General features: G+C 38.3%; 20 protein-coding genes and 1 riboswitch. Of the genes, 6 read left to right on the forward strand and 14 right to left on the reverse strand.

Annotated elements, in window-relative coordinates; genetic code table 11:
* Window positions 1–9: 9 nt before the first annotated feature.
* Entirely contained in the window at window positions 10–1,254 is a 1,245-nt protein-coding gene (locus tag CH364_RS17955) for an NADH:flavin oxidoreductase/NADH oxidase family protein (protein ID WP_100744167.1), read from the forward strand.
* Window positions 1,255–1,341: 87 nt separating this feature from the next.
* Here the strand turns inward: CH364_RS17955 and arsB are convergent, their stop codons facing one another.
* From arsB to CH364_RS17990, 7 genes are all read right to left on the reverse strand, one after another.
* The gene (gene arsB / locus CH364_RS17960; RefSeq protein ID WP_100744168.1) at window positions 1,342–2,388 is read right to left on the reverse strand and encodes an ACR3 family arsenite efflux transporter; all 1,047 of its coding nucleotides are present in this window, start codon (window positions 2,386–2,388) and stop codon (window positions 1,342–1,344) included.
* Entirely contained in the window at window positions 2,389–2,925 is a 537-nt protein-coding gene (locus CH364_RS17965) for a DUF6428 family protein (RefSeq protein ID WP_100744169.1), read from the reverse strand.
* A gap of 9 nt (window positions 2,926–2,934) precedes the next feature.
* Window positions 2,935–3,357, reverse strand: a complete 423-nt coding sequence (locus CH364_RS17970; RefSeq protein ID WP_100744170.1) for an arsenate reductase ArsC — start codon at window positions 3,355–3,357, stop codon at window positions 2,935–2,937.
* The gene (locus tag CH364_RS17975; protein WP_100744764.1) at window positions 3,350–3,697 is read right to left on the reverse strand and encodes an ArsR/SmtB family transcription factor; all 348 of its coding nucleotides are present in this window, start codon (window positions 3,695–3,697) and stop codon (window positions 3,350–3,352) included. The genes CH364_RS17970 and CH364_RS17975 overlap by 8 nt, the downstream gene beginning before the upstream one ends.
* A 152-nt stretch (window positions 3,698–3,849) precedes the next feature.
* Window positions 3,850–4,662 (reverse strand): hypothetical protein, encoded by an 813-nt coding sequence (locus tag CH364_RS17980; RefSeq protein ID WP_100744171.1) that lies wholly within the window; start codon window positions 4,660–4,662, stop codon window positions 3,850–3,852.
* 29 nt (window positions 4,663–4,691) lie between these two features.
* On the reverse strand, window positions 4,692–5,654 hold the full coding sequence (locus tag CH364_RS17985) for an NAD-dependent epimerase/dehydratase family protein (RefSeq protein WP_100744172.1): 963 nt from the start codon (window positions 5,652–5,654) through the stop codon (window positions 4,692–4,694).
* On the reverse strand, window positions 5,651–6,829 hold the full coding sequence (locus CH364_RS17990) for a DUF445 domain-containing protein (protein WP_100744173.1): 1,179 nt from the start codon (window positions 6,827–6,829) through the stop codon (window positions 5,651–5,653). The genes CH364_RS17985 and CH364_RS17990 overlap by 4 nt, the downstream gene beginning before the upstream one ends.
* 283 nt (window positions 6,830–7,112) lie before the next feature.
* Between CH364_RS17990 and CH364_RS17995 the strand changes: the two genes are divergently transcribed.
* Window positions 7,113–10,844 carry a Cna protein B-type domain protein gene (locus CH364_RS17995; RefSeq protein ID WP_100744174.1) on the forward strand — a complete coding sequence of 1,244 codons (3,732 nt, stop codon included), beginning with the start codon at window positions 7,113–7,115 and terminating at the stop codon, window positions 10,842–10,844.
* A 25-nt stretch (window positions 10,845–10,869) separates the two neighbouring features.
* Here CH364_RS17995 and CH364_RS18000 read toward each other — a convergent pair whose 3' ends face one another.
* Both CH364_RS18000 and CH364_RS18005 read right to left on the reverse strand, forming a co-directional pair.
* Window positions 10,870–11,652, reverse strand: coding sequence for an ABC transporter ATP-binding protein (locus tag CH364_RS18000; RefSeq protein WP_100744175.1), 783 nt, complete (start codon window positions 11,650–11,652; stop codon window positions 10,870–10,872).
* On the reverse strand, window positions 11,645–13,117 hold the full coding sequence (locus CH364_RS18005) for an HDOD domain-containing protein (protein ID WP_100744765.1): 1,473 nt from the start codon (window positions 13,115–13,117) through the stop codon (window positions 11,645–11,647). Before CH364_RS18005 ends, CH364_RS18000 begins: the two co-directional genes overlap by 8 nt.
* Before the next feature lie 104 nt (window positions 13,118–13,221).
* Between CH364_RS18005 and CH364_RS18010 the strand changes: the two genes are divergently transcribed.
* Complete coding sequence (locus CH364_RS18010; RefSeq protein ID WP_243401377.1) at window positions 13,222–13,431, forward strand: hypothetical protein; 210 nt, start codon at window positions 13,222–13,224, stop codon at window positions 13,429–13,431.
* Here CH364_RS18010 and CH364_RS18015 read toward each other — a convergent pair.
* Together CH364_RS18015 and CH364_RS18020 are read right to left on the reverse strand one after the other, a co-directional pair.
* Window positions 13,428–14,744 (reverse strand): 6-hydroxymethylpterin diphosphokinase MptE-like protein, encoded by a 1,317-nt coding sequence (locus CH364_RS18015; RefSeq protein WP_100744176.1) that lies wholly within the window; start codon window positions 14,742–14,744, stop codon window positions 13,428–13,430. The two genes, CH364_RS18010 and CH364_RS18015, sit on opposite strands and share 4 nt — an antisense overlap.
* A 110-nt stretch (window positions 14,745–14,854) precedes the next feature.
* The gene (locus tag CH364_RS18020; protein ID WP_100744177.1) at window positions 14,855–15,325 is read right to left on the reverse strand and encodes a DNA primase; all 471 of its coding nucleotides are present in this window, start codon (window positions 15,323–15,325) and stop codon (window positions 14,855–14,857) included.
* 147 nt (window positions 15,326–15,472) lie between these two features.
* Between CH364_RS18020 and CH364_RS18025 the strand changes: the two genes are divergently transcribed.
* Genes CH364_RS18025 through secA form a run of 3 tightly spaced genes read left to right on the forward strand, consistent with a single transcriptional unit; the run spans window position 15,473 to window position 19,507 of the window.
* The gene (locus tag CH364_RS18025) at window positions 15,473–16,054 is read left to right on the forward strand and encodes a hypothetical protein (protein WP_243401378.1); all 582 of its coding nucleotides are present in this window, start codon (window positions 15,473–15,475) and stop codon (window positions 16,052–16,054) included.
* Complete coding sequence (locus CH364_RS18030; protein WP_100744179.1) at window positions 16,051–16,740, forward strand: type 1 glutamine amidotransferase; 690 nt, start codon at window positions 16,051–16,053, stop codon at window positions 16,738–16,740. Before CH364_RS18025 ends, CH364_RS18030 begins: the two co-directional genes overlap by 4 nt.
* Window positions 16,741–16,750: 10 nt before the next feature.
* Entirely contained in the window at window positions 16,751–19,507 is a 2,757-nt protein-coding gene (gene secA / locus CH364_RS18035) for a preprotein translocase subunit SecA (RefSeq protein ID WP_100744180.1), read from the forward strand.
* 199 nt (window positions 19,508–19,706) lie between these two features.
* Here the strand turns inward: secA and CH364_RS18040 are convergent, their stop codons facing one another.
* The 3 genes from CH364_RS18040 to CH364_RS18050 all read right to left on the reverse strand — a co-directional run bounded on the left by CH364_RS18040 (window position 19,707) and on the right by CH364_RS18050 (window position 22,641).
* Complete coding sequence (locus CH364_RS18040) at window positions 19,707–20,567, reverse strand: LIC_13355 family lipoprotein (protein WP_100744181.1); 861 nt, start codon at window positions 20,565–20,567, stop codon at window positions 19,707–19,709.
* 53 nt (window positions 20,568–20,620) lie between these two features.
* Window positions 20,621–21,202 carry a hypothetical protein gene (locus tag CH364_RS18045; protein WP_100744182.1) on the reverse strand — a complete coding sequence of 194 codons (582 nt, stop codon included), beginning with the start codon at window positions 21,200–21,202 and terminating at the stop codon, window positions 20,621–20,623.
* Window positions 21,203–21,401: 199 nt separating this feature from the next.
* Window positions 21,402–21,554: riboswitch (cobalamin riboswitch) on the reverse strand.
* A 4-nt stretch (window positions 21,555–21,558) separates the two neighbouring features.
* The gene (locus tag CH364_RS18050; RefSeq protein WP_100744183.1) at window positions 21,559–22,641 is read right to left on the reverse strand and encodes a cytochrome-c peroxidase; all 1,083 of its coding nucleotides are present in this window, start codon (window positions 22,639–22,641) and stop codon (window positions 21,559–21,561) included.
* Window positions 22,642–22,712 lie beyond the last annotated feature (71 nt).

Here is a 22,712-nt window from a genome sequence, read left to right on the forward strand (position 1 = left end):
TCTAGACAAATGAATTCCAATTCTCTCCTATTTTCTCCGTTCCCTCTCCCTAATGGTGTCGCCCTACCCAATCGACTTGTAAAAGCAGCAATGGAAGAAAATCTTTCCAATCCCAATTTAGAACCAGACAAAGCACTTTGGAATTTATATGAAACATGGGCACGAGGTGGAGTTGGGACAATGATTACCGGAAACGTAATGGTGGACCATAGAGCCATGACTGGACCTGGTGGTGTGGTTTTAGAGGAGGGTTCCCAATTAGAAGGATTTCGCCAATGGTCATCCAAAGCCAAATTTGCCGGCGGAAAGATCATTATGCAAATCAATCATCCCGGTAGACAAGTATTAGCAAAGTTAGGTGGGGAAGTTTGGGCTCCTTCTGCGATTGCAGTGGATATTGGAAAACTTTCCAAACTTTTGGGAAAACCAAGAGCGATGACAAAAACAGAAATCGAAGAAACCATCCAGCGGTTTGCACAAACTTCTTCGTTGGCCGAGGAATCAGGTTTCGATGGAGTGGAAATTCATGCGGCTCATGGATATTTAATCAGTCAATTTTTATCACCGATTGCCAACCAAAGAAAGGATGAATGGGGTGGTAGTTTAGAAAATCGGTCTAGGTTTTTGGAAGAAGTAATCAAAGCAGTAAGGAAAAATGTGAAACCCAATTTCATTGTTTCAGTAAAATTAAACTCTGCCGATTTTCAAAAAGGTGGATTTCAGTTTCAGGATGCCAAAGAAGTAATATCCAGAATACAAACGTTAGGTGTTGATTTTATTGAATTGTCTGGCGGAAATTATGAAGCCCCTGCCATGCAAGGAGAATCTCGTGATGGATCCACTTTATCTAGGGAAGCTTACTTCTTAGAATTTGCAAGTGAGGCCGCAAAAACTGCAACAGTTCCCATTTTGGTGACAGGCGGAATTCATAGAAAACAAATTGCAGAATCAGTTTTGGAATCGGGAGTTCCATTGGTAGGAATTGCCACTGCCTTGGCTCTTAACCCGAATCTTCCCAACGATTGGAAAAAAAATCAAGAACTAGAAAATCGTCTGCCTGACCCAAGTTGGAAATCAAAAACTCTAAAAGGTTTGGCTAATATGGCGATGGTTCGTTACCAATTGAATCGATTGTCGGAAAATAGGAAGCCCACAGCCAAAGTATCTCCTATCATTAGGCTTGTTATGGATCAGATTAGGCTGACGCGATTGACAAAACGGTACCAAAATTGGATTCGCAGCCGAACTAAATAAAAAAAATGGAAGTATCTGTATGATCAGTAAGTAACTGTTTTTAACTTTAGTTTTAGACAAGCATGACTAAAGTTAAAAATTTGTTGTTTATAAAGGTTTGTTATTTTCTTTATAGAACTTGTTCCGAAATCCAATCGCAAACTTAACGAGTATGATAAGTGCTGGAACTTCAATCAGTGGACCAATCACACCAACAAAGGCGGCACCACTTTGGATTCCAAATACACCAATTGCCACAGCAATCGCCAATTCAAAGTTATTCCCTGTTGCAGTAAAACTCACCGCCGCATTTTTAGAATAATCCACTCCTAACTTGTATCCGATCCAAAGGCTTAGAAAAAACATAATCCCAAAATACAAAAGTAGGGGAATTGCCACTCGAACCACGTCGTCACTTAGTTCAAAGATCATTTCGCCTTTTAAACTAAACATTACAATAATCGTGAACAATAGTGCTAACAGTGTTAAGGGTGAAACTTTTGGTAAGAACTTTGTTTCATAGAAGTCTCTTTTTCCAATCTTTTCGAATCCATACCTAGATAGAAATCCGAGTAAAAATGGAATCCCTAAATAAATTCCCACTGTTTCTGCAATATCTGAAATCTGAATTGAGACTTCCGATCCAGCCAAACCAAAATAAGGTGGAAAAATGGTGATGAACAAATAAGCATAAAAACTATAAAAGAAAACTTGGAAGATACTATTCAAAGCAACTAGTGCCGCTCCATATTCACGATCACCTTCTGCTAAATCATTCCAAACAATCACCATCGCTATACAACGAGCAAGGCCAATGAGAATTAATCCGGTTCTATATTCTGGTTCATCCCCAAGAAAGGCAATCGCCAGAAAAAACATAAGGATGGGACCGATGACCCAGTTGAGTAACAGTGAAAGAGTTAATAATTTTCCATCCTGAAACACTTTTCCCATCTCTCTATATTTTACTTTCGCAAGAGGAGGATACATCATAAGGATGAGTCCAATGGCCAATGGGATATTGGTAGTTCCAATGGAAAGAGTGGAAAATCCGGAAACAACGGATGGTAAAAATTTTCCAATCAGTAAACCAACCACCATTGCTCCAAAGATCCAAAGTGTAAGAAATCTGTCTAAAAAAGATAAAACTTTCACCTAACAACATCCTGCTGGTTCATTCGTTTTGTTTTTTTGTTTTGGAGAACAACAGCTTGAGTTTGATTTTTCTAATTTAGGAAAACTAACAACATCTTTGGGAAGACCACAAGTTGCTGATGCTTTGCATTCTGTTTTTCCATCTTTTAATTGGATGAGAAGTGCATTTTCCATTGGAATCATTTCCGACACAAAGTATTGCCGCATTGCCGATGAATCGTTCCCAAATTCAACGCGTAAAATTGCATTTGATGGTATCTCCATTGCATTCGTGACTTTTTTGATAATGGAATTCACTTTTGAGAGTGTCATCGATTCTGTATCTTTTCCAATTTTTGGTTCTAATACTTGCAAAATAATTTCTGTCCAAGAATCAGAATTCCCACCACAATCGACTGATTGAATTTTTGCCAATTTGAATTCGGTAATATGGTAGTTAGGGAATATGGTTTGGTTATTTTCGTATTCAAAGTTTAAATGAAGTTCAGGATACAAATCCAAATTTGTGATCAAATCATTCCAAGTAAGTGTTTTCATTTTTTTCTCCTATAGTTCCGTGTTTACAAAAGATTCGCAGTAGTTTCGAATCTCCTCTCTCGTTTTCGCAAATGCGACCTTTACTTCTTCTTCTGTTCCTACTAATTTTGAAGGATCGGAAAAGTTATGATGTAGCCTTTTGGCATCACTGGGAAAGTAGGGACAGTTTTCTTTTGCATGGTCACAAACAGTGATGATAAAATCAAAAGGGATGTCTTTGTATTCATTTATATGGTTGGACGTATGTTTAGAAATATCTATTCCCGCCTCTTTCATTGTGGCAATGGCTTTGGGATTGACTCCATGGGTTTCTATCCCTGCGCTATAAACATTGGCTTTTTCCTTAGCATAAAACCGCATCCAACCTTCTGCGATTTGGCTTCTGCAACTATTCCCAGTGCAAAGGATTAAAATATTCTTTGGATTATTCACAACAGTTTCCTTCTTTTTTATTTTGGTATTGTTTGATGAGTGCGATATGTCCTGAAAATTCATCAAAGGCTTTGCTTAAATTTTCCCAATCAATGCAGTAACAAGAAGAAGTTCCTTCCACCTCTCCCCTCACAAGCCCACCTTCTTTTAATTCCTTTAAATGTTGAGAAACTGTCGATTGGGCTAGCGGGAGGATTTCAACGATTTCTCCACAAACACATGTTTGTCGTTTCGCCAAAACTTCCAAAATGGCAAGCCTTGCAGGATGACTTAGTAGTTTGGTAAAAGACGCCATCCTTTGGATGTCTTCGGGAAATTCTGTTTTTTTGTTCAAAGCCATAGTATATCGTAAATATACGATAAAAGGAATCCTAGTATTTCCGTCAAGGGAAAATGGAATTTTGGAGACGTGCATTGGATTTGGTGGGAAGAGGCTCCCCTAGATTTCCAGGGGAGAGTTGGCCGATTGTCAGCGAACCAAAAACGAGTAGTTTATAGTCCCGAACTATCTGGAATGACAACGGGTTCGTCGGAACTAGGTGTATCTGGTTTGACATCTGCGGGAGTATAACTGCTGTCATTTTGAGAAGGTTTGGTTCGATTGTCCCATTCGGCAGGGTTTGGTTTTTTATTTCCTTCTACAGAAAATAACCAACCTTCATCTTGTTTGTTGACTGCACCTTGTTCATGTGGGTATGAGTCAATGGGTCTTATGGTAATGGAGATGTATTGAATGATTCTTTCATCTTTCACTGGATCTAGATGCGCCAAACTATCGTTACGCCACCTGTTTTTACTTCGTGATTCTCTGCGAAAACTCTTCATCACTAAGTCTAGATCTTTAGAGTATTTTGCAAAGAGGGATCTCGGTGTTTTTGCCTGAATTACGTAATACAATCCACCTTTTCTGTGAAATAAAAATCGATTCGAAACTAATTGTTTTTGCTCAGTATAGTGTAACACGACAAAGACGGACTCATCAAAACCTGCTACTTCATTTTCCAATACTTTTTCGCGAACTAACTTTAAATCAGGGTATTTCGTCAAAAATGTATCTACAGTTTCTTCAATAAAACGATCGATATCATAATCTTTTGTTCTCCGTGCCACATCAATTTGTAAGATTGCCTCTCGATTGGTTTTGGAAAATTGAATTCGGACTGTATCGGGATAACGCAGAACGGACTTTGCCCAGCCCCTTGGATATTCAAATGCAAAACTTAAAGAATCTTCAATCCAAGTTGCAGCATCCAAATGAGAAAGAGTAAGACATAATAAAACTAATACGCAAAGTCGCTTTTTCATACTTAGAATATCGGCCCCCAATACCTTGATTATTGATAGTCGGTGAGGCCTTTTCTTAAATCTCGTTCTGGAAAAATTCCTAAATTTTCAAAGGACTGCGCATCATAGATAGCCACTGATTCCAAAAGGGGTTGGAGTGGGGACCCGTGAAATGGTTTTCTCCTTAAAAACGAGACCGATCTAAAAAAGAATTCTACAAATTTGGACCAGATTCCTCCCACGGGAATGGGAAAAAGAAATCCTTTGGTGATGCCTAATTCTCGGAAAACCTGGATGACTTGGTTTACCGTTACAAATTCGGGGTGTGAAAATACATAAATAGGTTTCGGCTGTTTTCCATTTAATGTTTGTTTGGTCCAAGTGAGGATAGCATTAGTCGCATCTTCGATATGGAGAAGAGATTTTTTCCGATTGGAAGAAATATAAGGATATATTTTTAGTTTGGCCAAAGAACGAAGTTTAGAGATAAAACTCTTTGTTCCCTTGCCATAAATACTTGCAAGTCGAAATACGGAATAAGGTCTCCCCGAGTTGATTACGTAGTTTTCAGCCAAAGCTTTTGTTTTTGCATAGATGGTTGTACCCATTCGTTCGCTGTTGATATTCAAATTTATTTCTTTGGATCCGTAAACGGAAACAGAACTAACAAATCCAAAGTGGGGAACATTTTTATTTTTTGCAAATTCTACAAGTAGTTTTGTAGAGTTAACGTTGATTTGGTGGTAAATTTCTTCTGTGACTTTTGCCCCAGATACAACGGCAGCCAAATGTAGGATTAAGTCCAAAGATTCAGGAATTAAAAACTCTTCTTGGTTTGTGATTTTAGAAAGATCCCTTTCATAAAACTTAAAATTTTTATGAAAACGAATGGAGTCGGGAAAATTGGAATAGTTTTTTCCAATCGCAATGATTTTATATTCATCGATCAATCCATTCAAAATTTTTTTTCCGAGAACACCACTTCCACCTGTTAAAAGAATTGTTTTTGTCATACGATAAATACCATTTGAAACCATCCGACCATAGCACCGAGTGCAGCACCGACTAAAATTAACAATAACTCATCTTCTTGGAATGCAGACCTAAGTATGGATTCAAATTCCTTCGGTGGAAGGGCCGACATTCGATCTCCCATCATCTTTTCAATTTCCAAAGCTTCGCCTAAATAGGCTTCTAAATGGAATGATTTTTCCACTGCGTTGTCTGCCATCGCGATCGCAATTCTTTCCTTGGCAGCATCAAACTCTTCAATTTTTCCTGCAGCGAAAAGGGCTGGTTTTGCAAGGAAAGTAATTGTGTCCACATGAGAAATTACTTCCTTACGAATGATGTTGTTGATATCTGCAGATGCTTTTCCAAAAATTAGTTCTGATAAAATATTTTTTGGAGTGAGAATTTTTTCACTCACTAGTTTCGCATAGAGCCTGGATACTTCGGATTGTCTTTTTAAAAACAAACCTTGATACGTAAAAATTCCTAAAAACTTTTTAGGCAAAAGGGGACGAAAGATCATTTCTAATGCAAGGTAGTTGGTTAGATATCCAACGATCACTCCTTGGATGGGAAGAGTCCAGACCAAGGGAAAATAAATCATAAAAATCATTTGGACAAATCCAAGTAAAAATCCAAAATAAAACCCTGATCTTTCAATAAATCGAAACTCTGGAGCCCCCACTTCTTTAAAAAGTTCTACCACAAGACCAACATTTTTCCCTGAAAGTTTTTTCAAGACCAAAGCCTTTACATCAAATAATGAATCGATGTCCTTTTGGAGTTTTCGAATCACCTTCCTAATGGTCACTCCACTTTCACGTCTGACTTTGTGGTAAATTTCTTCCCGAACCATTTCAGGAATCATGTCCCAAAGTTTAGGGTCCAAACTATCGGAAAATTCCTTCATCGTGTAACGAATGCTAGAGTCTAGTGCAGGTAAAAATACCAACTCTGCTTTTTTGGGATCTACTTTTAAAAATACTTCTTTGATGTTGAGAAGGCGTTCCGTAATGACATCGACGGACTTACTCGCCATTTTATGAGCCTTTCTCGGAATGATGCCCTGCCATCCCAAATAGGGAGGGATCCCCATAAATTGGATCGGGTAGAAGGTCATCTTTAGAGCAAGCCAGTTAGTCACCCAACCCACAAACCCATAAGTGAAGGGAATCATGAGGAGCTTCCATTGTTCTGGTGTTAACCAATTCTCCCACATATTCCGCTATGAGTAGGCTAAAAAAAGGGAACCAAGGGCAATCTAAATTCTATTCCCAGGTTATTTTTCCCCAAGATTCGTTAATTTTGTCTAATTTTTGCCGATACCCCTAAAAAAGATTTGCATTCTGTACGGAAACAGACTACAAATGGTACACTTCGGTCAGTCTTAGGTATTTCCCGAAGTGCATTTGAAAGACTGTGGTTCTGCCACAAAGCGAATTTGATTAGAGGGTAAGTCTATGCGTGTTCGAGGAATCTTTACTGTTCTCGTTCTCATTTCTTTGGTATTTGTGGGTTGTTCCAGAAAAAAGAAATCGATGCCATTTTGGTTCCTACTGGGAGCTGGTGGTGCAGTGGCTGGTTCCAGTGGGGGACTTGACACTCCGGCTGACTCTAACGGCGTTCCTCTTCCTACTCCCGGTGATTCTACCGGCGTCACAGACCCTGACGAAGTACCAGGCAATAATTCGGAACAAGAAGTTCCAAACCATGGACCTGCCCGTGTCATAGGAACCATAGTTCCTGTTGTATCTGGTACCCCTGCCAATGTTGTTTGTGGGAACCCTGGTGCTCCTGCGGCCCCTGGTTGTATCGATCTTACTCTAATCTCTGTTAAAATTGAAGTGGCAAATGGAGAGACAAATACCCTCGTTGCCTCTACGTATGCGGAATCAAATGGAAAGTTTCAATTTGATCTCAGTGACCTTCCAAACAATAATTATCGAGTTCTTATCAATACAGGTTTTGGGCTCAATTATACTTACCAAGATTTTTCTTACGTATTTGATCCTACACAAAATCCTTATACTTTAGTGAATGTTGGAAATCTTCTCGCTGAACGTCTGTACTATGGTCAAGGCCCGGCTCAGTTTGTAGGTGTGGTCACAAGCCCTGGATTTTCTGGTGGCGGTGTTACAATACCAGCAGGTCCAATTGCAGGAATCACAGTTTCTATTATCGATGCCAACGGAAACACTGTAGGAACTGGTGTGACCAATACGAATGGATCTTATGCGATAAACATCAATCCACTACCAAACGGTAATTATACGGTTGTGTATTCTGGAGATTCAGTAGAAGTTTCTGGGCAACCTTTTGCCAATACAACGGAGTTCATTCATTTTACCTTTCCAGGTACCAATCCAAATACAGTGGCAATCGTGGACTTGGGAGAAACTAGCCTTCCTTGGAAGGCCGCAACCGAAAGTGATCTCCACTTAACTGGAAATATTCTGAATGGTGCCGTAGTATCTGATTCCACTTCTGTTTTCACAATCAAATTGAAGAACGAACAAGGTGCTATTTTACAATCCGTACAAATTACCGGGAATGGAAGTTTTGCCATTGAAGGCAGTTATCTTTCTAATGGCGTATATTATTTAGAAGTATCCAATCCAGTTTTTTATACTGTCTCTCAATCCTTTTTGTTTACTGCTTCCCCGAACGGAGGAACCAAAAACATAAACTTAGTTGATCCTATCTACATTGTTGCCAAACCATCTCTTGTCACGGGATTTGTAAAAGATCTAAGTGGGAATCATGTTGTTGGAACTGTCATCAACGTAAAACCATCGGCAAACCAAGCTCCATCACGTTTGTTGTATTTGAAAGACGATCCAATTCTTGGAAATGCGATCAAACTTTGGATTGTTGAAGCGTTGAGTGCCGTCGCAGGCACCAATTGTTCCGTAAATTCAACTGGGTCGATTTGTTCTTGTGCGATCAATCCGACTGCTTCTTGTTTGGTGGCAAACCAAGGTTCAGTGCCATGGTCATACCAAACCTATGGAAACAAACTTTACGAGATCAATCCAACCACTAAAGAAGTTTCTTTTCTTGCGGCTAGTGGACTTTGGGCTTATTATATTTCTGCTCCTGGGTTTGAAAATTACTGTGGTTCGAATGTGTCTCCTTGTTCTTCGCATCCATTACAAATTAGTTTGAATGGAAACAACCACAATGCGGGGACTATTTCTCTGACATCCATTGCCGCACGTTCTCAAATTACAGGAACCATATCGGTTCGTGATGCGGCACCTACTGCCAACTCAGTCCATTCCAATCAATCTGGATTGTATCTCGTATTGTTAGGGAATACGGCTTCCGACGGTTCTGCTTTGGCACATATCACGACAACTTCCAGTGGCCAATTTAGTTTTGGTGGAAGTTCTTACGTCGTGACTTTGCCTGCAGTACTACCACCACCGTTTACGAATGATGAAGCCGGTCGAGTTGGTTATGCCCTATACCAATTAGGTTCAGGCCTTGCGACAACCTTAGCACAAACGCCAAGTGTTGCCAGAGCTAATGACAATACTGCTTCAATCGATATCATCGGAGGGACTGAGTATAATTTCCGACAAAGTTCTTACCAACTGTTCGTTGTGGATCGAGTCGCTCCTTCTTATCAAGTTAGTTATTTAACTTCTACAAGTTTGAGAGTGGATACATCTTCTGTGGCAACAAACCAGTATATGTCTTCGCCTGCGCTTTATAATGTGAATGGTACCGTAATGCATAGCCCAAGAGCAACTGTTATGGGTGTGGTGACAGATGCAATCTCCACTCAAAATATCAGTGGTGCCACTATCACTTTGGGACGTCTTGTGAGTGGAAATTTTACAGCGGATGTTCATAGAGATTGTTCAGGTGGTTTTGATTCCCCTAATTGCAATGTTTCTGCGACACGAACTTTTGGATCTGACCAAGTAGTAGGATCAATTTCTTCTCAGTCGAACGGAGGTTATAGTTTTCCATTCCTTTCTCCAGGTTCATACCAACTCCGTGTTGAAAAAAATGGAATCACTACTTACTTCCCTGTGGAAGTGGGAACTGGTGGCGGAACTGTAGTTGTGAATACTCCGGTCATAACCAATGATGGTCGTGGTCATTTAACAGGATCAGTACGAACACCGGGCGGATTTTCTTTCCTTGGAACATACTCTTTAGAGATTGTTGATCCGAATGGTGGGACTTTACGTCCATCAGTAGGAGTACAACCGGCTTCTATCGCAACAGGATCAACGATTTTTTCCAATGCAAGCCAATACACAATTTTCAATATCAACGCAGGTCGTTGGAAGGTTCGATTCGTTTCTGCAGGATACCAAACGGTAGAAGGTATTGTTGACATCCAAGCCGATGTGACTACGAACTTCGATATCATTACCTTTGTTCCTGGAAGCCAAACCAGCGGATCCATTTCTGGACGTGCCTTGTCGGCTTTGTATAATACTGGTGTTTGTAACTTAACAACACGCATTCGACCTGGTGTGAATGTAAAATCCGGTCCTTATGCCATCGATGCCAATGGAGTTACAATCCCAAGTGCCAAAACTTCAACTGACGGATCTTATGTGATTCCTTCGGTTCCACCTGGAAACTATACTTTGGAAGTTTCTGGTTCAGGAAAAAGAGGAGATTGTACTTCCATCTCAGAAAATTATGCAACCACATATAGGACAGTAGTGTCTGCTGGTTCAGAAACACCTGCGAACCAAAACATTCTTGTCACACCAATACTTGCAGATAACGAAATTCGAGTCGTACTCTCTTGGGGTGCAAAACCACGAGATTTGGATTCTCATTTGCAATATGGAAATGCAGCAAATGATCAAATTGTTTGGAACAATAAAACTCCACTTGGTTCTGGAAACGGAAGTTTAGACTACGATATCACTACTGGATACGGACCGGAAACGATCACCGTACAAGGATCTATTTGGAACCAACCAAACCGTTATTACAGTATCTATAATTGGTCTGGGGAAGCTCTTATGGGAGTCTCTGGTGCAAACGTTCGTATCTTTAAAGGAAGTGTAGGGGAAGTTAGAAATTATTCCATTGCGCCCAACCATTCCAATCGTTGGTGGAAAATTTTCTGTATCGCACAGGATAAATCTATCTCTGATGTGGGAACTGCTGGATGTAATGCTTCCAACTTTATTGAAAGATCAATGTATTCTTTTTAATAAGAAACTAGTTTAGCAGATATTTTTACGAAAGGACAGTAACGGAATACTGTCCTTTTTTTTGATCCACTTGCAAATTGAGATCATAAAGATCTGAAAGATTTTTATCAGTTAATACTTCGGATTTTTTTCCAAAACTAATCACCTTTCCTTCTTTCAGTAACAAAACCTTGGAAAAATCTTCGGGGATTTCTTCGATTCTATGAGTGATGAGAATTCTTGTGAGATTGGGATTATTACTTTTTAATTGAGATAAGGATTTTCCAAAATCAGTTCTTGCCGTAATGTCCAAGGTCGCCGTGGGTTCATCCAAAACTAAAATTTCTTTTCCCACTCCGAAGGCTCGTAATAACAGCACTTTCATTTTTTCGCCGGACGAGAGTGTGGAGTAAGTTTGGCTTTTTTTATGTCCAAGGCCAATAGAAGTTAACAAAGATTCTGCGGTGTTTTCCTGTTCTTTCGTTGGATCTTTATAAAGTCCAAGAGTTCCAATAACTCCAGTCAAAACCATTTCGATTGTAGTGAGTCTTTGTAATAATGTTTCTTGGTGGCCTGGTTGCACCATTCCAATTCGATTTTGTAGAGGGGCCATAGGAGTTTCACCGTAGGTTTCTCCAAAGGCAGAAATGGAACCCGTAGTGGGCCAAGAATAACCAAATAACAAATTGATGAGTGTAGTTTTTCCTGCACCATTTCTTCCAATGATGGCGAGAGAATCACCTTTGTTTAAAGAAAAATGAACTTTGTCTAAAATTTTTTTGTCGTTTCTTACAAACGAAACAGAATCAAAACGAATCACTTCACTCATTCGATTTTTTAAATAGAAGTTCGATTTTATTCACTGCGGCAGAGAACACATCGATATTATCTAAATTAAATTTTGCGAGTAGGATTTTGTCAATGGCATAAAACCCTTTTTTCTGTTCATGATAATCGGCCATCATATTTGCCATATAGATGACTTCGACAAGATCACGTAGTTCTGCTGGTGCCAAAAAAGGTTTGTGGTGGTATTCAATGGCAACTCTGAGGTCTAGAGGGAATTCCCATTTTTCTGCAAGGAGGGCACCAAGTTGCGGGTGGCTAAGTCCAATTGCCATCTCCTCTAACAGAGTTGAGTTTCCAGAATCGACACCTCTTTGGTAGGTTTCAATTTTTTTGAAAAAACCTCGATCCACTGATAGTAAAAGGAACTTTCCAATGTCGTGTAACAATGCACTAACGGCAATGATGTCTGCAATTTTATTTGTATGATTGTTTTCTGTAGCCAAATAACGCGCGTAATAACTGCATCGACTGGAATGATCCCAAACATCCATCATCTTTCCATATTGGCCTTCCATAATTTTACGGACTCCAGATACATAAAGTAGGTTTCGTAAGTTTTTTAGACCCACTACTTTAACCGCTTGTAAAATGGAACTAACTTGGCTTCGATTCGCAAAAAAAGCAGAGTTGGAAAGTTTTAATAGATCAGCAGATAGAGCAGGGTTTCTTTCGATTTCCTGAGATATCATATGTAAGTCAGAATCGGGATTGTTACAAAGTTGAATGATTTTTGTAAGAGAATGTGGTAGTGGAGGTAATCCATCAATTTCGTTAAGAAGTTTTGTTTTTAGATCTGTTTGAATTTCTACAGGCGTAGTGACTTCTGGTACAGATAGTGTAGCGCGTGTTATCTTTTCATTTGTAAATATTTTAAATTTTTCAGAACCAATTCCTGAATTTTTTAATAGGAGTTGAATCAGTACTAATCCTAATCCAGCAGATTCAGTACTGTCAGAAACATCCGTAAAGGCATCTGAAAGGTCATTGTAATTCTTTGCTACTTCGATCCTTCGATTAATCCTTGCTAGTTCTTCTTTTGTAATAGGTGCGTTGTTTTCTACAGCAAAGTGGATGGACTTACCTTCCACTTTCATGAGAAGGCTGATGTAGTAATTTCCGCCTTCTAAACGATCCAATTGTTCGTTCCATTTCATGATGATGTTTTCTTGGAATCGAGACATTCCCTTCGCATAATCACCAGCATTTTGGATGTCTAAATTTTCTCGGGTAAAGTAATCGCGTTTTGCATTTGCCTTATTGGCATTCATGAGGAGTTCTTTTAGGACAGTGAAGATGACTTCTACTAAATAGAGTTTGTCCATATACCCCATTACATGGACAAGCAATGCGTATATCTCCTGATTTTGTTCTTCAGTAACAAAGTAAAAGTTAATTCTGGATTCTTTTGCGGTCTCTAATTGAGAAATAATATCTTGAAAATTCACAAACGCTTTTTCCCGTAACACTCTTATATTTTAATTTCTTTTGGAGGCAATAGATATTTTTTTCACCTCCAATTTCTAATTTGTCCCAGGGGACTTGTATAGTGATGATAACAGTGGAGGAAATCACTATGGATATGTTAGACCAAATGAATTTGCATTTGCTTATGCAAGAGAGATTGGAAAAAATTATTGAAGATATGGAAAGAAGGCCAAAGGGAAAATCAAAAAAAACAAAAGATTTTGATCGAATTCCCGCAAACAAAGAACGTGCGGAGTGGAACTTACAAGAAATACCAGTTCTATTCGGTGCTTAACTTAGTGAAAACCGCAACCAAGTGGTTAAGGTTTTTTGATGAATGATACCGGATTGGTCTTGGTTAGCCCACTTTGCCAAATTCGAAAGAGATGGGGGAAAACCCTGAAAAGATTTAAGAAAATGACCTAAGTTTGTTTTGGTTTGGAAATTATTTTCGTTGGTTCCTTTGAGAGTTAAAAAAACTAAATTAGATTCTTTTTGGTTCATTTGTTCCCAGGCTATTTGATTTTTGCCTTTTCGTTCACCAGAGTACAAACGTTTGGTGGCAAGTTCTAAACTTTTTTTTCTATTGGTGTTTGGCAGATAAAACCGTTCATATCCAGTTCCTGAGCAATGGGATTTTCCTCGCTCTGAAATATAACTCACTCCACTTACAAAAAATTCTCTATCTTCTATTTGATCCGTAATCGACAAAACCATTCCAAGTAAATTCAAACTGGGATTGGGATAATGCGGCCACCGTGAACCGATTTCAGATTGAAATAAATGTTCCAAAATTTGGTCGAGCGGATGACCTGTATTGACCAAAATCTTTGGATTTTTCAGTTCAAAGATATATGGTGCTCCACCTAACCAAGTAATGATGGGAATATTTGGTGGAATTTCCGTTAAAAAATGATAGGTTGTTCCCCGGCCAGAATCAAAAGAAACTATATAATCGGGTATGATTCCATTTGGCAAAAGGTAACCAATGGAGGTATCACTTGCAAAAATAAGATAAGAAGAACGATCCTTTTTAATGGTAGGTAAATCCAATTCTAAACCAGGGCTTGCACCCACAAATAAAACAGAAGTTCGTTTTCCAGAAAAGGATTGGAACCAACGGATACTTGTATCGTTATTATAAAGCCCCGTTCTATTTTTTAAGTAGTTATGAGTCCATATCTTACTAAAGTGTTGGATGGTATTTTGATTGATTCCATTGGAAACAAACTGCGATAAAAAATTGGTTTTGCAAGTAGATACCAACTCAGGAAAAAACCGTTCATAACTTGGGGTAACGTATAATTTCCATTTTGATAAAGATGAATTTGTTTTCGTTTGGAACGTTTGAACTTCCGATTTTAATTCGGACCAATTTGGTGTTGGACCTGTGTGACAAAGTAAAAGCAATCCCTTTGTCTTTGCTTGGTCTTTCAGCTCATTCAATTCCCTTTGAAATTCATTTAATTCATAAACGTCTTTTTCGGGTTCCCAAAAGATGATGATTGGGTGGTTCGGATTGGCAATGAAAGATCTTACGGCATGTAAAGCACCGAGACCAAGGACCACTGGAATGGAATCTTCAGAGAATGTGGAAAGAAATCGCAAAGCCTCCTTTTCAGGGGAGACTTTTGAGTGTAAATAAGAATGATCGGAAGTTTGAAAGTTATAGAGAAGGTTGTTTTGAAAGTGAGGGATTAGAGGAATGGGAGTAACCTCTAGTCCTCTTCATCCTCGTCTGAATCATCATCGTCATCAGAGTCGTCGTCGAAATCGTCATCATCCTCTTCTTCCTCTTCCTCTGTTTCATCACCGAATTCGTCTTCAAAACCATCTTCAAGTTCTGGTTTGCGAGCTTCTTCTTCAGGGATAAAATCTTCTTCAATATCTTCTTCAGCATGAGGAGCAAAGGAAGTTCCGGCTGTAGATGTAACACCTGCCAGTTTGTCTTTTTCTGCTTGGAGTAGTGCTTTTTCTTCAGAAGAAAGGTATTTCCACTGAACCATATCGTTTGTCAGCGCATACAATGCTTGCACTGTCAATTTACGGTTTTTTAATTTTTTAGGGAGAGTGATCTTATCAATTTTGTCGATCGTGCTGAAACCGGCCACGCAAGTTTCGTATTTTTTTTCCCGGCAAAGTTCTATTAAGGATACGATATCGAAGTCTTCTTTGTGCGATTGGCTCATTTTCTTAGATTCCCTGGAGGAAGTGAGTGGAATGTTAGACCAGACTGAGGGGTGGGGGTCAGATGTCAAGGGAAAGTTCGAAAACTGGCTTTACAGACCTTCTCCTAGTCCAAACCATGGGGAAGGACCGTCCAACATATGGGATTTATGAAAGCCTCCCTCATTTTAACTGTTAGTTTATGTCTCATTAGCTGTGCCCCGGCGAAATCTTCCTATTTTGGAGAGGAGTCTTGGGCCGGGCTTACTGCCTCTGGTGCCGAAATTTCTTTTTCCAGGTTGGAAAAAGAACAAATCGCCATCAATGTTTATTCGCCTGACTGTGTTCCTTGTTGGAAAGAGATACCTGCTCTCAATCTTTTGCATGCAGAAATCGAAAGTCGGTTTCCTTCGAAAGCATTTTACATGGTTGTCGATCCATATCAGATCGTTCCGGATGTAACCGACGAGCGTCCGTTTGGTGAAGTGTATCAATTGGCAAAAGCAAGAATGGAAGTTGAAGTTAAAAATCGAAAAATTCAAGTTCCAATTTTGTTTATGAAACCACCTTTTCGTGTAAAGGAAGGGGGTTTGATCACTGGGACTCCGGAAACTATGTTGTTTGTAACAAAACCTATGCGATTGTATTATAATTTTTTAGGATCAATTTCAGAACAAACATCGACTGATCTCATTCGAAAAGAAGCCAAGTTCAATTTTTTTCGTTATCAATTTGGAATGGAATCATTATGAGAGCAGTATTCATAAGATTTATCGATTGTGAAGGTCCAGGAATTTTAGAACCCTTACTTCGCGAAGCAGGATATCGTATTAGTTATCAAAATGCTTATGACAGGCGAATTCATTTGATGCCAGAAATTCATTTGAATTTTGATTTGATTGTCATGTTAGGTGGTCCGCAATCAGTTGCTGATCCGGCGAAACAAGAGTTTTTTAAACCTTATTATGATATTGTAAACAACGTAATTGCATTACCCAATAAAAAATTAATAGGGATTTGTTTGGGTTCTCAGATCATTGCAAGGGCTTTAGGTGCAAATGTGCGGCCTGGTACGAAAGGTCCTGAAACAGGTTTTTCTGATTTGCAACTATTAAAACCAGAACATCCTATTTTTAAAGGTATAGAAAAAGATTCAATCCTTGCATTTCACCTTCACGAAGATATCTTTGATATTCCCGTTGGTGCGGATCATTTACTTGCGAGTGATTTTTATGCAAACCAAATGTTTTCTTATAAAAATAAACTTTTTGCTTTCCAAACTCATTTAGAACCTACTTTAGAAATGCTGAATGTATGGCAGTCTGTACATAAAGATTTTATTGCAAAAGGAACTGGCGATTTTTCTGAAATTGCAGATAAACAAAGAGTAATGGCAGAAACTGCTAAAACTATATTTCGAAATATTATAAAATTATAACGGACCTGGTATGTTTCAAAAAATATTAACAATTTTATTCGGCAGTAAGTATGAAAGGGATTTAAAAAGATTAAATCCTATTGTAGATGCAATCAATTCTTTTGAGCCAACAATCAAAGCTATGGATGATGAAACATTGTCCTTGCAAACTATAAAGTTTAAAGAAAGACTTAAGTCTGGCGAAACTCTAGATGATATTTTACCTGAAGCATTTGCAACAGTTCGTGAAGTTGCCTATCGAACTTTAGGAATGCGCCATTTTGATGTACAAATGATGGGAGGTATTTCTCTACATTGGGGAAATATTTCTGAAATGAAAACGGGTGAAGGTAAAACACTTACTTCTACTTTACCTATCTACTTAAATGCGCTTTCAGACGAAGGAGTTCATGTTGTAACGGTCAATGATTATCTGGCGAAACGTGATGCCAATTGGATGCGTCCAGTGTTTGAATTTTTAAAAGTTTCTGTTGGGGTCATCCAACATGATATGGACCATGAAGAAAGAAAGGTTGCTTACAATTCTGACATTACTTATGGAACAAATAACGAGTTTGGTTTTGATTATTTACGTGATAATATGGTGAGTTACAAAGAACACCGTGTACAAAGGCAACATAACTTTGCTATTGTGGACGAGGTGGATTCCATTTTAGTGGACGAAGCAAGAACTCCTCTCATCATTTCTGGACCTGCAGAAGAATCGACAGACAAATATCTAAAAGTGAATAAAATCATCCCTAAACTCATTGAGGGTGAAGACTACGAAATTGATGAAAAAGCAAAAAATGTAATTTTATCGGAAGCGGGCGTTCATCATGTCGAAGAGTTGTTAGGCGTTGAAAACCTTTACCAAGCAGAAAACATAGAACTTGTTCACCACGTACAACAAGCACTCAAAGCTCATAAAATATTTTATAGAGACAAAGATTATGTAGTTCAAGACGGAGAAGTCATCATTGTGGATGAGTTCACTGGCCGGTTGATGAAGGGACGACGTTATTCTGATGGATTACACCAATCTTTGGAAGCAAAAGAAGGTGTCCCGATTGCACGAGAGTCTCAAACATTGGCTTCCATTACTTTTCAAAATTATTTCAGAATTTATAAGAAGTTAGCGGGGATGACAGGAACTGCTGATACGGAAGCAGAAGAATTCAAAAAAATCTATAATTTAGATGTGATTGTGATTCCATCCAATTTGAAAATCCAACGTTTGGATATGGCTGACCGGGTTTATAAAACTGAACGCGAAAAATTTGATGCAGTAGTAAAAGACATTCAAGAGAAGGTATCTAAAAAACAACCAGTGCTCGTGGGTACTATCTCCATTGAAAAATCAGAGGTTTTATCTAAACTTTTAACTTCGCATGGAATTGCACATAATGTGTTAAACGCAAAACAACACGAAAGAGAATCGGAAATTGTTGCGAACGCAGGTCGTCCTGGTGCCATTACCATTGCGACAAATATGGCTGGTCGAGGAACAGACATTGTTCTTGGTGGGGCACCTAAATACAAAGAAGATTTAGAAAAGTTAGATGATCTCAGTGATTCTTTAGGAATTAAAGCTAAGTCAGAGTTGGAAGTGATTTATAGTTTTCGGGAACATTTGATCAAACAAAAGTTTGAAGAGGCTGAAGCCAAAACCTCTGAAATCAAAAACGAAAATATCAAAAAAGAATGTAATAAAATTCTAACGGAAGCTAAAAAATGGAAAGTCGATCATGATTTTGTAATTGTCGCAGGCGGTTTACATATCATTGGTTCAGAACGACATGAATCACGTCGAATTGATAACCAACTTCGTGGTCGATCAGGAAGGCAAGGTGATCCGGGTTCTTCTAGATTTTATTTATCCTTACAAGATGATTTGATGCGGATATTCGGATCCGACCGTATTGCACGTATTATGGATACTCTTAAGATGCCAGAAGGCCAAGAGTTAGAACATAGTATGGTCTCAAATGCAATCGCCCGTGCACAAAAACGAGTGGAAGGTCATAACTTTGATATCAGAAAACATTTGTTAGAGTATGATGATGTGATGAACCGCCAAAGGATTTATATCTACGGAATTCGTAACGAACTTTTAGACAAAGGGAATATGTCACGAACCATCGCGGATTTCTTTGATGAAGTTGTTGAGAACCAAGTAGTTTTATATTGTGAAGGTAATAATGTTGATGCTTGGGAAACTGATTCTTTAAATGAATGGTTACAAAGTTTAGGTATTTCTGAGTCGATTGATTCAAAACAATTTAAAAAAGAATCAAATCCGCAGTTAAAGGTATTTGAAATTGTATCCAAATTAGTTAAAGATCTTTATGAATATAAAGTATCTTCAATTGGTGAAGATGTTTGGAGATCGATTGAAAGGAATGTATTTTTAGACATTCTAGACCATCGTTGGAAAGAACATCTTTATGCAATGGACCATTTAAAAGAAGGGATTTGGACCGTAGGTTATGGAGAAAAAAATCCTCTGATAGAGTATAAACTCCAAGGTTTTAAGATGTTTGATCAACTGGTTGAAAATCTTAAAAATGAAGTAGTTTCGTTTCTTTTAAAAATTGAAGTTACCGAGTCAGATAGAAATCAAGATGATTCTTCACCAAAAGAATACAAAAAAATTGGAGAAGAACAACGGGCAGAAGTGGATATGTTTGGGAATGAAGTTAAATCCAACAAAACCAAAGCTCAGGTTTCATCCACCACTAGTTCTGGTGGTGGATCGGAAAGGAAATCGAGTCGAAGAAAGAAGTAAACGAATCAACACTTCTTTTTAGAAGACTAAATCCAACTCCAACTCTTAACGGAATATTTTCGCGTTTCATAAGAGTTGGATTTAGCAAATTGATAGTGATATTTTTTTATTTTTAAGTCTCTGGGTTAGAAGTTTTATCTTTAAATCATTACAATCAGAGTTATCCATATTTATGGATCGAAAGTTGACGAATCACCAATCATTCAACAGACTTGGCAACGACCCCGTCAATGTCAGGCCCATTGTTATATGAGTGCGGGTAGGCATATCCCGAACCCGTATTTGGATTAGTGACAGCCGAAGCTGAAATCATTTTTATAAATTTGAATCCATTGGTTTGGATATTTGTACGAGCTGTCGAATCGCAATTGGCACCAGGGCCACCAACGATTAAATCATCAAGATTGAATCCATCTCCGCCACCTAACAAAAATCCGCTACCTGTCGATGTAAATAATTCATTTAAAGTAAATGGTTTCGTTGCCATATTGTAAAGAACTGGTCTAAGGCCACCAAATCCAGGCCAAGAGGAAATTTTATTGCTATCGACTACACTTGAATTAAAACCGCTGAGATCAAATCCACAGTAATTTGTTCCTTCAAAGGAAACTTGAACTACCATTGGATCAAACGCATATCGATCGCTAGTTTCTGAAACTCTGAAGGGATTTTCATATACTATAAAATCAATTCCGGAAACATTCTTTACTGTCTTTCCAGCCCAAGACAAAATGATAGTTGCGCCAACTCCCGTTAAATTTAATGCATAAACATCTAAAGATCCGGAAAACTCTCCACCACCACAAATGCCATTGATTGCTTTCGATGAGTCGTTGAATCCACTCACAGTGGAATTAGCAGAGACAACTGTATTTGCAATTGGGATAGTTATCGGTAGCGATGTTGGTGGGCACGGGCCCACAGAAGAAGAGTTTGTAAGTGGCAGTGCTAATAATGGCAATAAGAGATCATTATTATTTTCCTTCTCGGTACATTGTGAAAAAGTTAAAGTGATTAAGAACAGGAATAATAGTTTTGATTTTGTATGGAACCTACTCACGAAATGTCTCCTATTTGCCTTTATCCAAATGAACAAAGGCAAAAATTTTGAAATTAAAAAGTTTTAGTTAAAAAATTAAATGCAAATGATCCATTGCAGCCTGCTGCTTTGGGATTTGTGGTATAAACTGTTCCAGATGCTTTTCTTGAAGCCAGATCTGTTTTAGTTTCAGCTAACGTTGGTTTTCCGTTAAATACATCGCAAATTAATATTTCATTATCAGCGGTAATTGTCCAAATTAAAGCCGAAATGTTTGCACTGTTTTTTGGTTTATAATAAAGCACTCGATCCGTGTTGTTATACTCTACGATTTCGGCGTTTACTCGATAGGTTGATGTACCTGCACCATTTACATAATCAACATACAAATATCCTGTTGTGGTTCCGAAATTGGATTGGATAGAAACTGTGTTGGAACCTGGAGCGTTACATGTTCCCGCAGAACAACTAGCTTGAAAGTATGTTCCTCTGATTTCAATTTGACCTGCTTCTTTTGCAGATGCCTCTGCTGTTTTCAATAATCCTAATACTAAATTATTGTCAGCTTCTGATTTGTCTACTTTGCCATTATCTGCACATGCAGTGATAAAAAGTGCAAATAACATCACGATTGTTAGTTTGGTAGTCGTTTTCATTTAGATTCTCCTAAATCTTGGTTTGAATTTAGGGGAACACGGACAGGAAATAGGTTTATCCACGTCAGAAGACGAGGAGTCTTAAAATCTATAGATAGATATGTAAGTAGTGTTTTTTCCATACGGGTGCCCCGAGTTTACCTTCGGGGCCCCTTTATAACTTCGATATACGAAGGTATAAGTGTGCAAAGTTCCCAATCCACGAGAAAACATTGCGGGGAAGATCTGGCTTATCACCTAATATAGATTAAACTATTTTTGGTGCATCACAGTTGCGGGTCAGCACAGGACTTTCACCTGTTTCCTCCCTGAAGGTAATGCCACAGTTCCAACCTCAATATTATTTGTCAATCTAATTAATTACTCTTTGTTTTATCTGAAAGAGATTTTAGAAAGGAAACTATCAATTCAATTTCTGAATCATTGATATTACGGTTCAGATTGTATTGGTTCATCCGTTTTACTGCCTCCTTCAATGAAGAAACACTGCCATCATGAAAATAAGGCGGAGTCAATGCGACGTTTCTTAACGGGGGAACTTTAAAGAAAAAATTGTCTGCAGGATTTCCTGTAAACTCAGATCTACCAAAGTCATTTGGATTGTAAGAATATTTTGAATCTAATTTTGAAAATTGTGATCCACCAAGTAGATTATTAGTATGACAGTTGTTACAACCTACTTCTAAAAATAATTTGAGCCCATCCATTTCATCTTTTTTTAGTGCCTGAACATTTGACTCTACAAAATCATCGAATCGAGATTTTGAAACCAGGGACCTTTCGAAGGCAACTAAAGCAAGACGGATAGAATCTATGTTAGGGTTCGGAGATTCGGGAAAGGCATTTGCAAAAAAGGAATTGTAACTTGAATCATTCTGAATTCGATTTAATAATTCTGTATCGGAAGGTAAAGACATCTCCAACGGGTTGACAAATGGATCAATTGCTTGGTTGTATAGAGTATCTCTCCTTCCATCCCAAAAAATAATAGGTAAAAAGCCAACATTGAGAATGGTTGGTGTATTCCTTTTTCCAATTTGGCCGAATGTTCCTCTTGACGTTGATTGTCGATCCATCCCTGCAGAATTACCATCTAATGGATGACAGGTGTGACAAGATTGGACATGATTAGATGATAATTTGTTATCTCTAAATAGTTTTTTACCTAAAGATATTTTTTCCAGTGTATCGACTTCCGAGCCAGGGATTTGATTTGGCAAAATACCAATTTTTTCTCTAACTACTGCTTGCAATTCCGTTGCAGATAAATGATTGGAAACTATATTGATAAGTGATAAATTGATGAGTAATTCATTTTGATTGAGGTCTTTGTTCTTGAAATTGCAACTAGCAAGAGTTAAGTATAAGAAAGGAAATATACAGATTCTAAAAAAAAATCCTTTTGGTTTTTTCTGGTTTTGGTAAGAGAATGAAGACATAGGAACCAAACAGGGAAACCTTACTCAATCCATCAATTCTATTTTTAAAATCGATTTTAATGAATTTTAAA

This window comes from Leptospira harrisiae, from assembly GCF_002811945.1.
GTDB classification, from domain to species: Bacteria; Spirochaetota; Leptospiria; order Leptospirales; family Leptospiraceae; genus Leptospira_A; species Leptospira_A harrisiae.

What these genes read in the sequence shown, in the direction of transcription:
- CH364_RS18000 (WP_100744175.1), bottom strand. Translation starts at nt 11,652, where the DNA reads ATGAGTGAAGTGATTCGTTTTGATTCTGTTTCGTTTGTAAGAAACGAC.
- CH364_RS18030 (WP_100744179.1), top strand. Translation starts at nt 16,051, where the DNA reads ATGAGAGCAGTATTCATAAGATTTATCGATTGTGAAGGTCCAGGAATT.
- CH364_RS17985 (WP_100744172.1), bottom strand. Translation starts at nt 5,654, where the DNA reads ATGACAAAAACAATTCTTTTAACAGGTGGAAGTGGTGTTCTCGGAAAA.
- CH364_RS18050 (WP_100744183.1), bottom strand. Translation starts at nt 22,641, where the DNA reads ATGTCTTCATTCTCTTACCAAAACCAGAAAAAACCAAAAGGATTTTTT.
- CH364_RS17975 (WP_100744764.1), bottom strand. Translation starts at nt 3,697, where the DNA reads ATGGCTTTGAACAAAAAAACAGAATTTCCCGAAGACATCCAAAGGATG.
- CH364_RS17980 (WP_100744171.1), bottom strand. Translation starts at nt 4,662, where the DNA reads ATGAAAAAGCGACTTTGCGTATTAGTTTTATTATGTCTTACTCTTTCT.
- CH364_RS17955 (WP_100744167.1), top strand. Translation starts at nt 10, where the DNA reads ATGAATTCCAATTCTCTCCTATTTTCTCCGTTCCCTCTCCCTAATGGT.
- CH364_RS18020 (WP_100744177.1), bottom strand. Translation starts at nt 15,325, where the DNA reads ATGAGCCAATCGCACAAAGAAGACTTCGATATCGTATCCTTAATAGAA.
- CH364_RS18025 (WP_243401378.1), top strand. Translation starts at nt 15,473, where the DNA reads ATGAAAGCCTCCCTCATTTTAACTGTTAGTTTATGTCTCATTAGCTGT.
- CH364_RS17990 (WP_100744173.1), bottom strand. Translation starts at nt 6,829, where the DNA reads ATGATTCCCTTCACTTATGGGTTTGTGGGTTGGGTGACTAACTGGCTT.
- CH364_RS18045 (WP_100744182.1), bottom strand. Translation starts at nt 21,202, where the DNA reads ATGAAAACGACTACCAAACTAACAATCGTGATGTTATTTGCACTTTTT.
- secA (WP_100744180.1), top strand. Translation starts at nt 16,751, where the DNA reads ATGTTTCAAAAAATATTAACAATTTTATTCGGCAGTAAGTATGAAAGG.
- CH364_RS18010 (WP_243401377.1), top strand. Translation starts at nt 13,222, where the DNA reads ATGATAACAGTGGAGGAAATCACTATGGATATGTTAGACCAAATGAAT.
- CH364_RS17965 (WP_100744169.1), bottom strand. Translation starts at nt 2,925, where the DNA reads ATGAAAACACTTACTTGGAATGATTTGATCACAAATTTGGATTTGTAT.
- CH364_RS17995 (WP_100744174.1), top strand. Translation starts at nt 7,113, where the DNA reads ATGCGTGTTCGAGGAATCTTTACTGTTCTCGTTCTCATTTCTTTGGTA.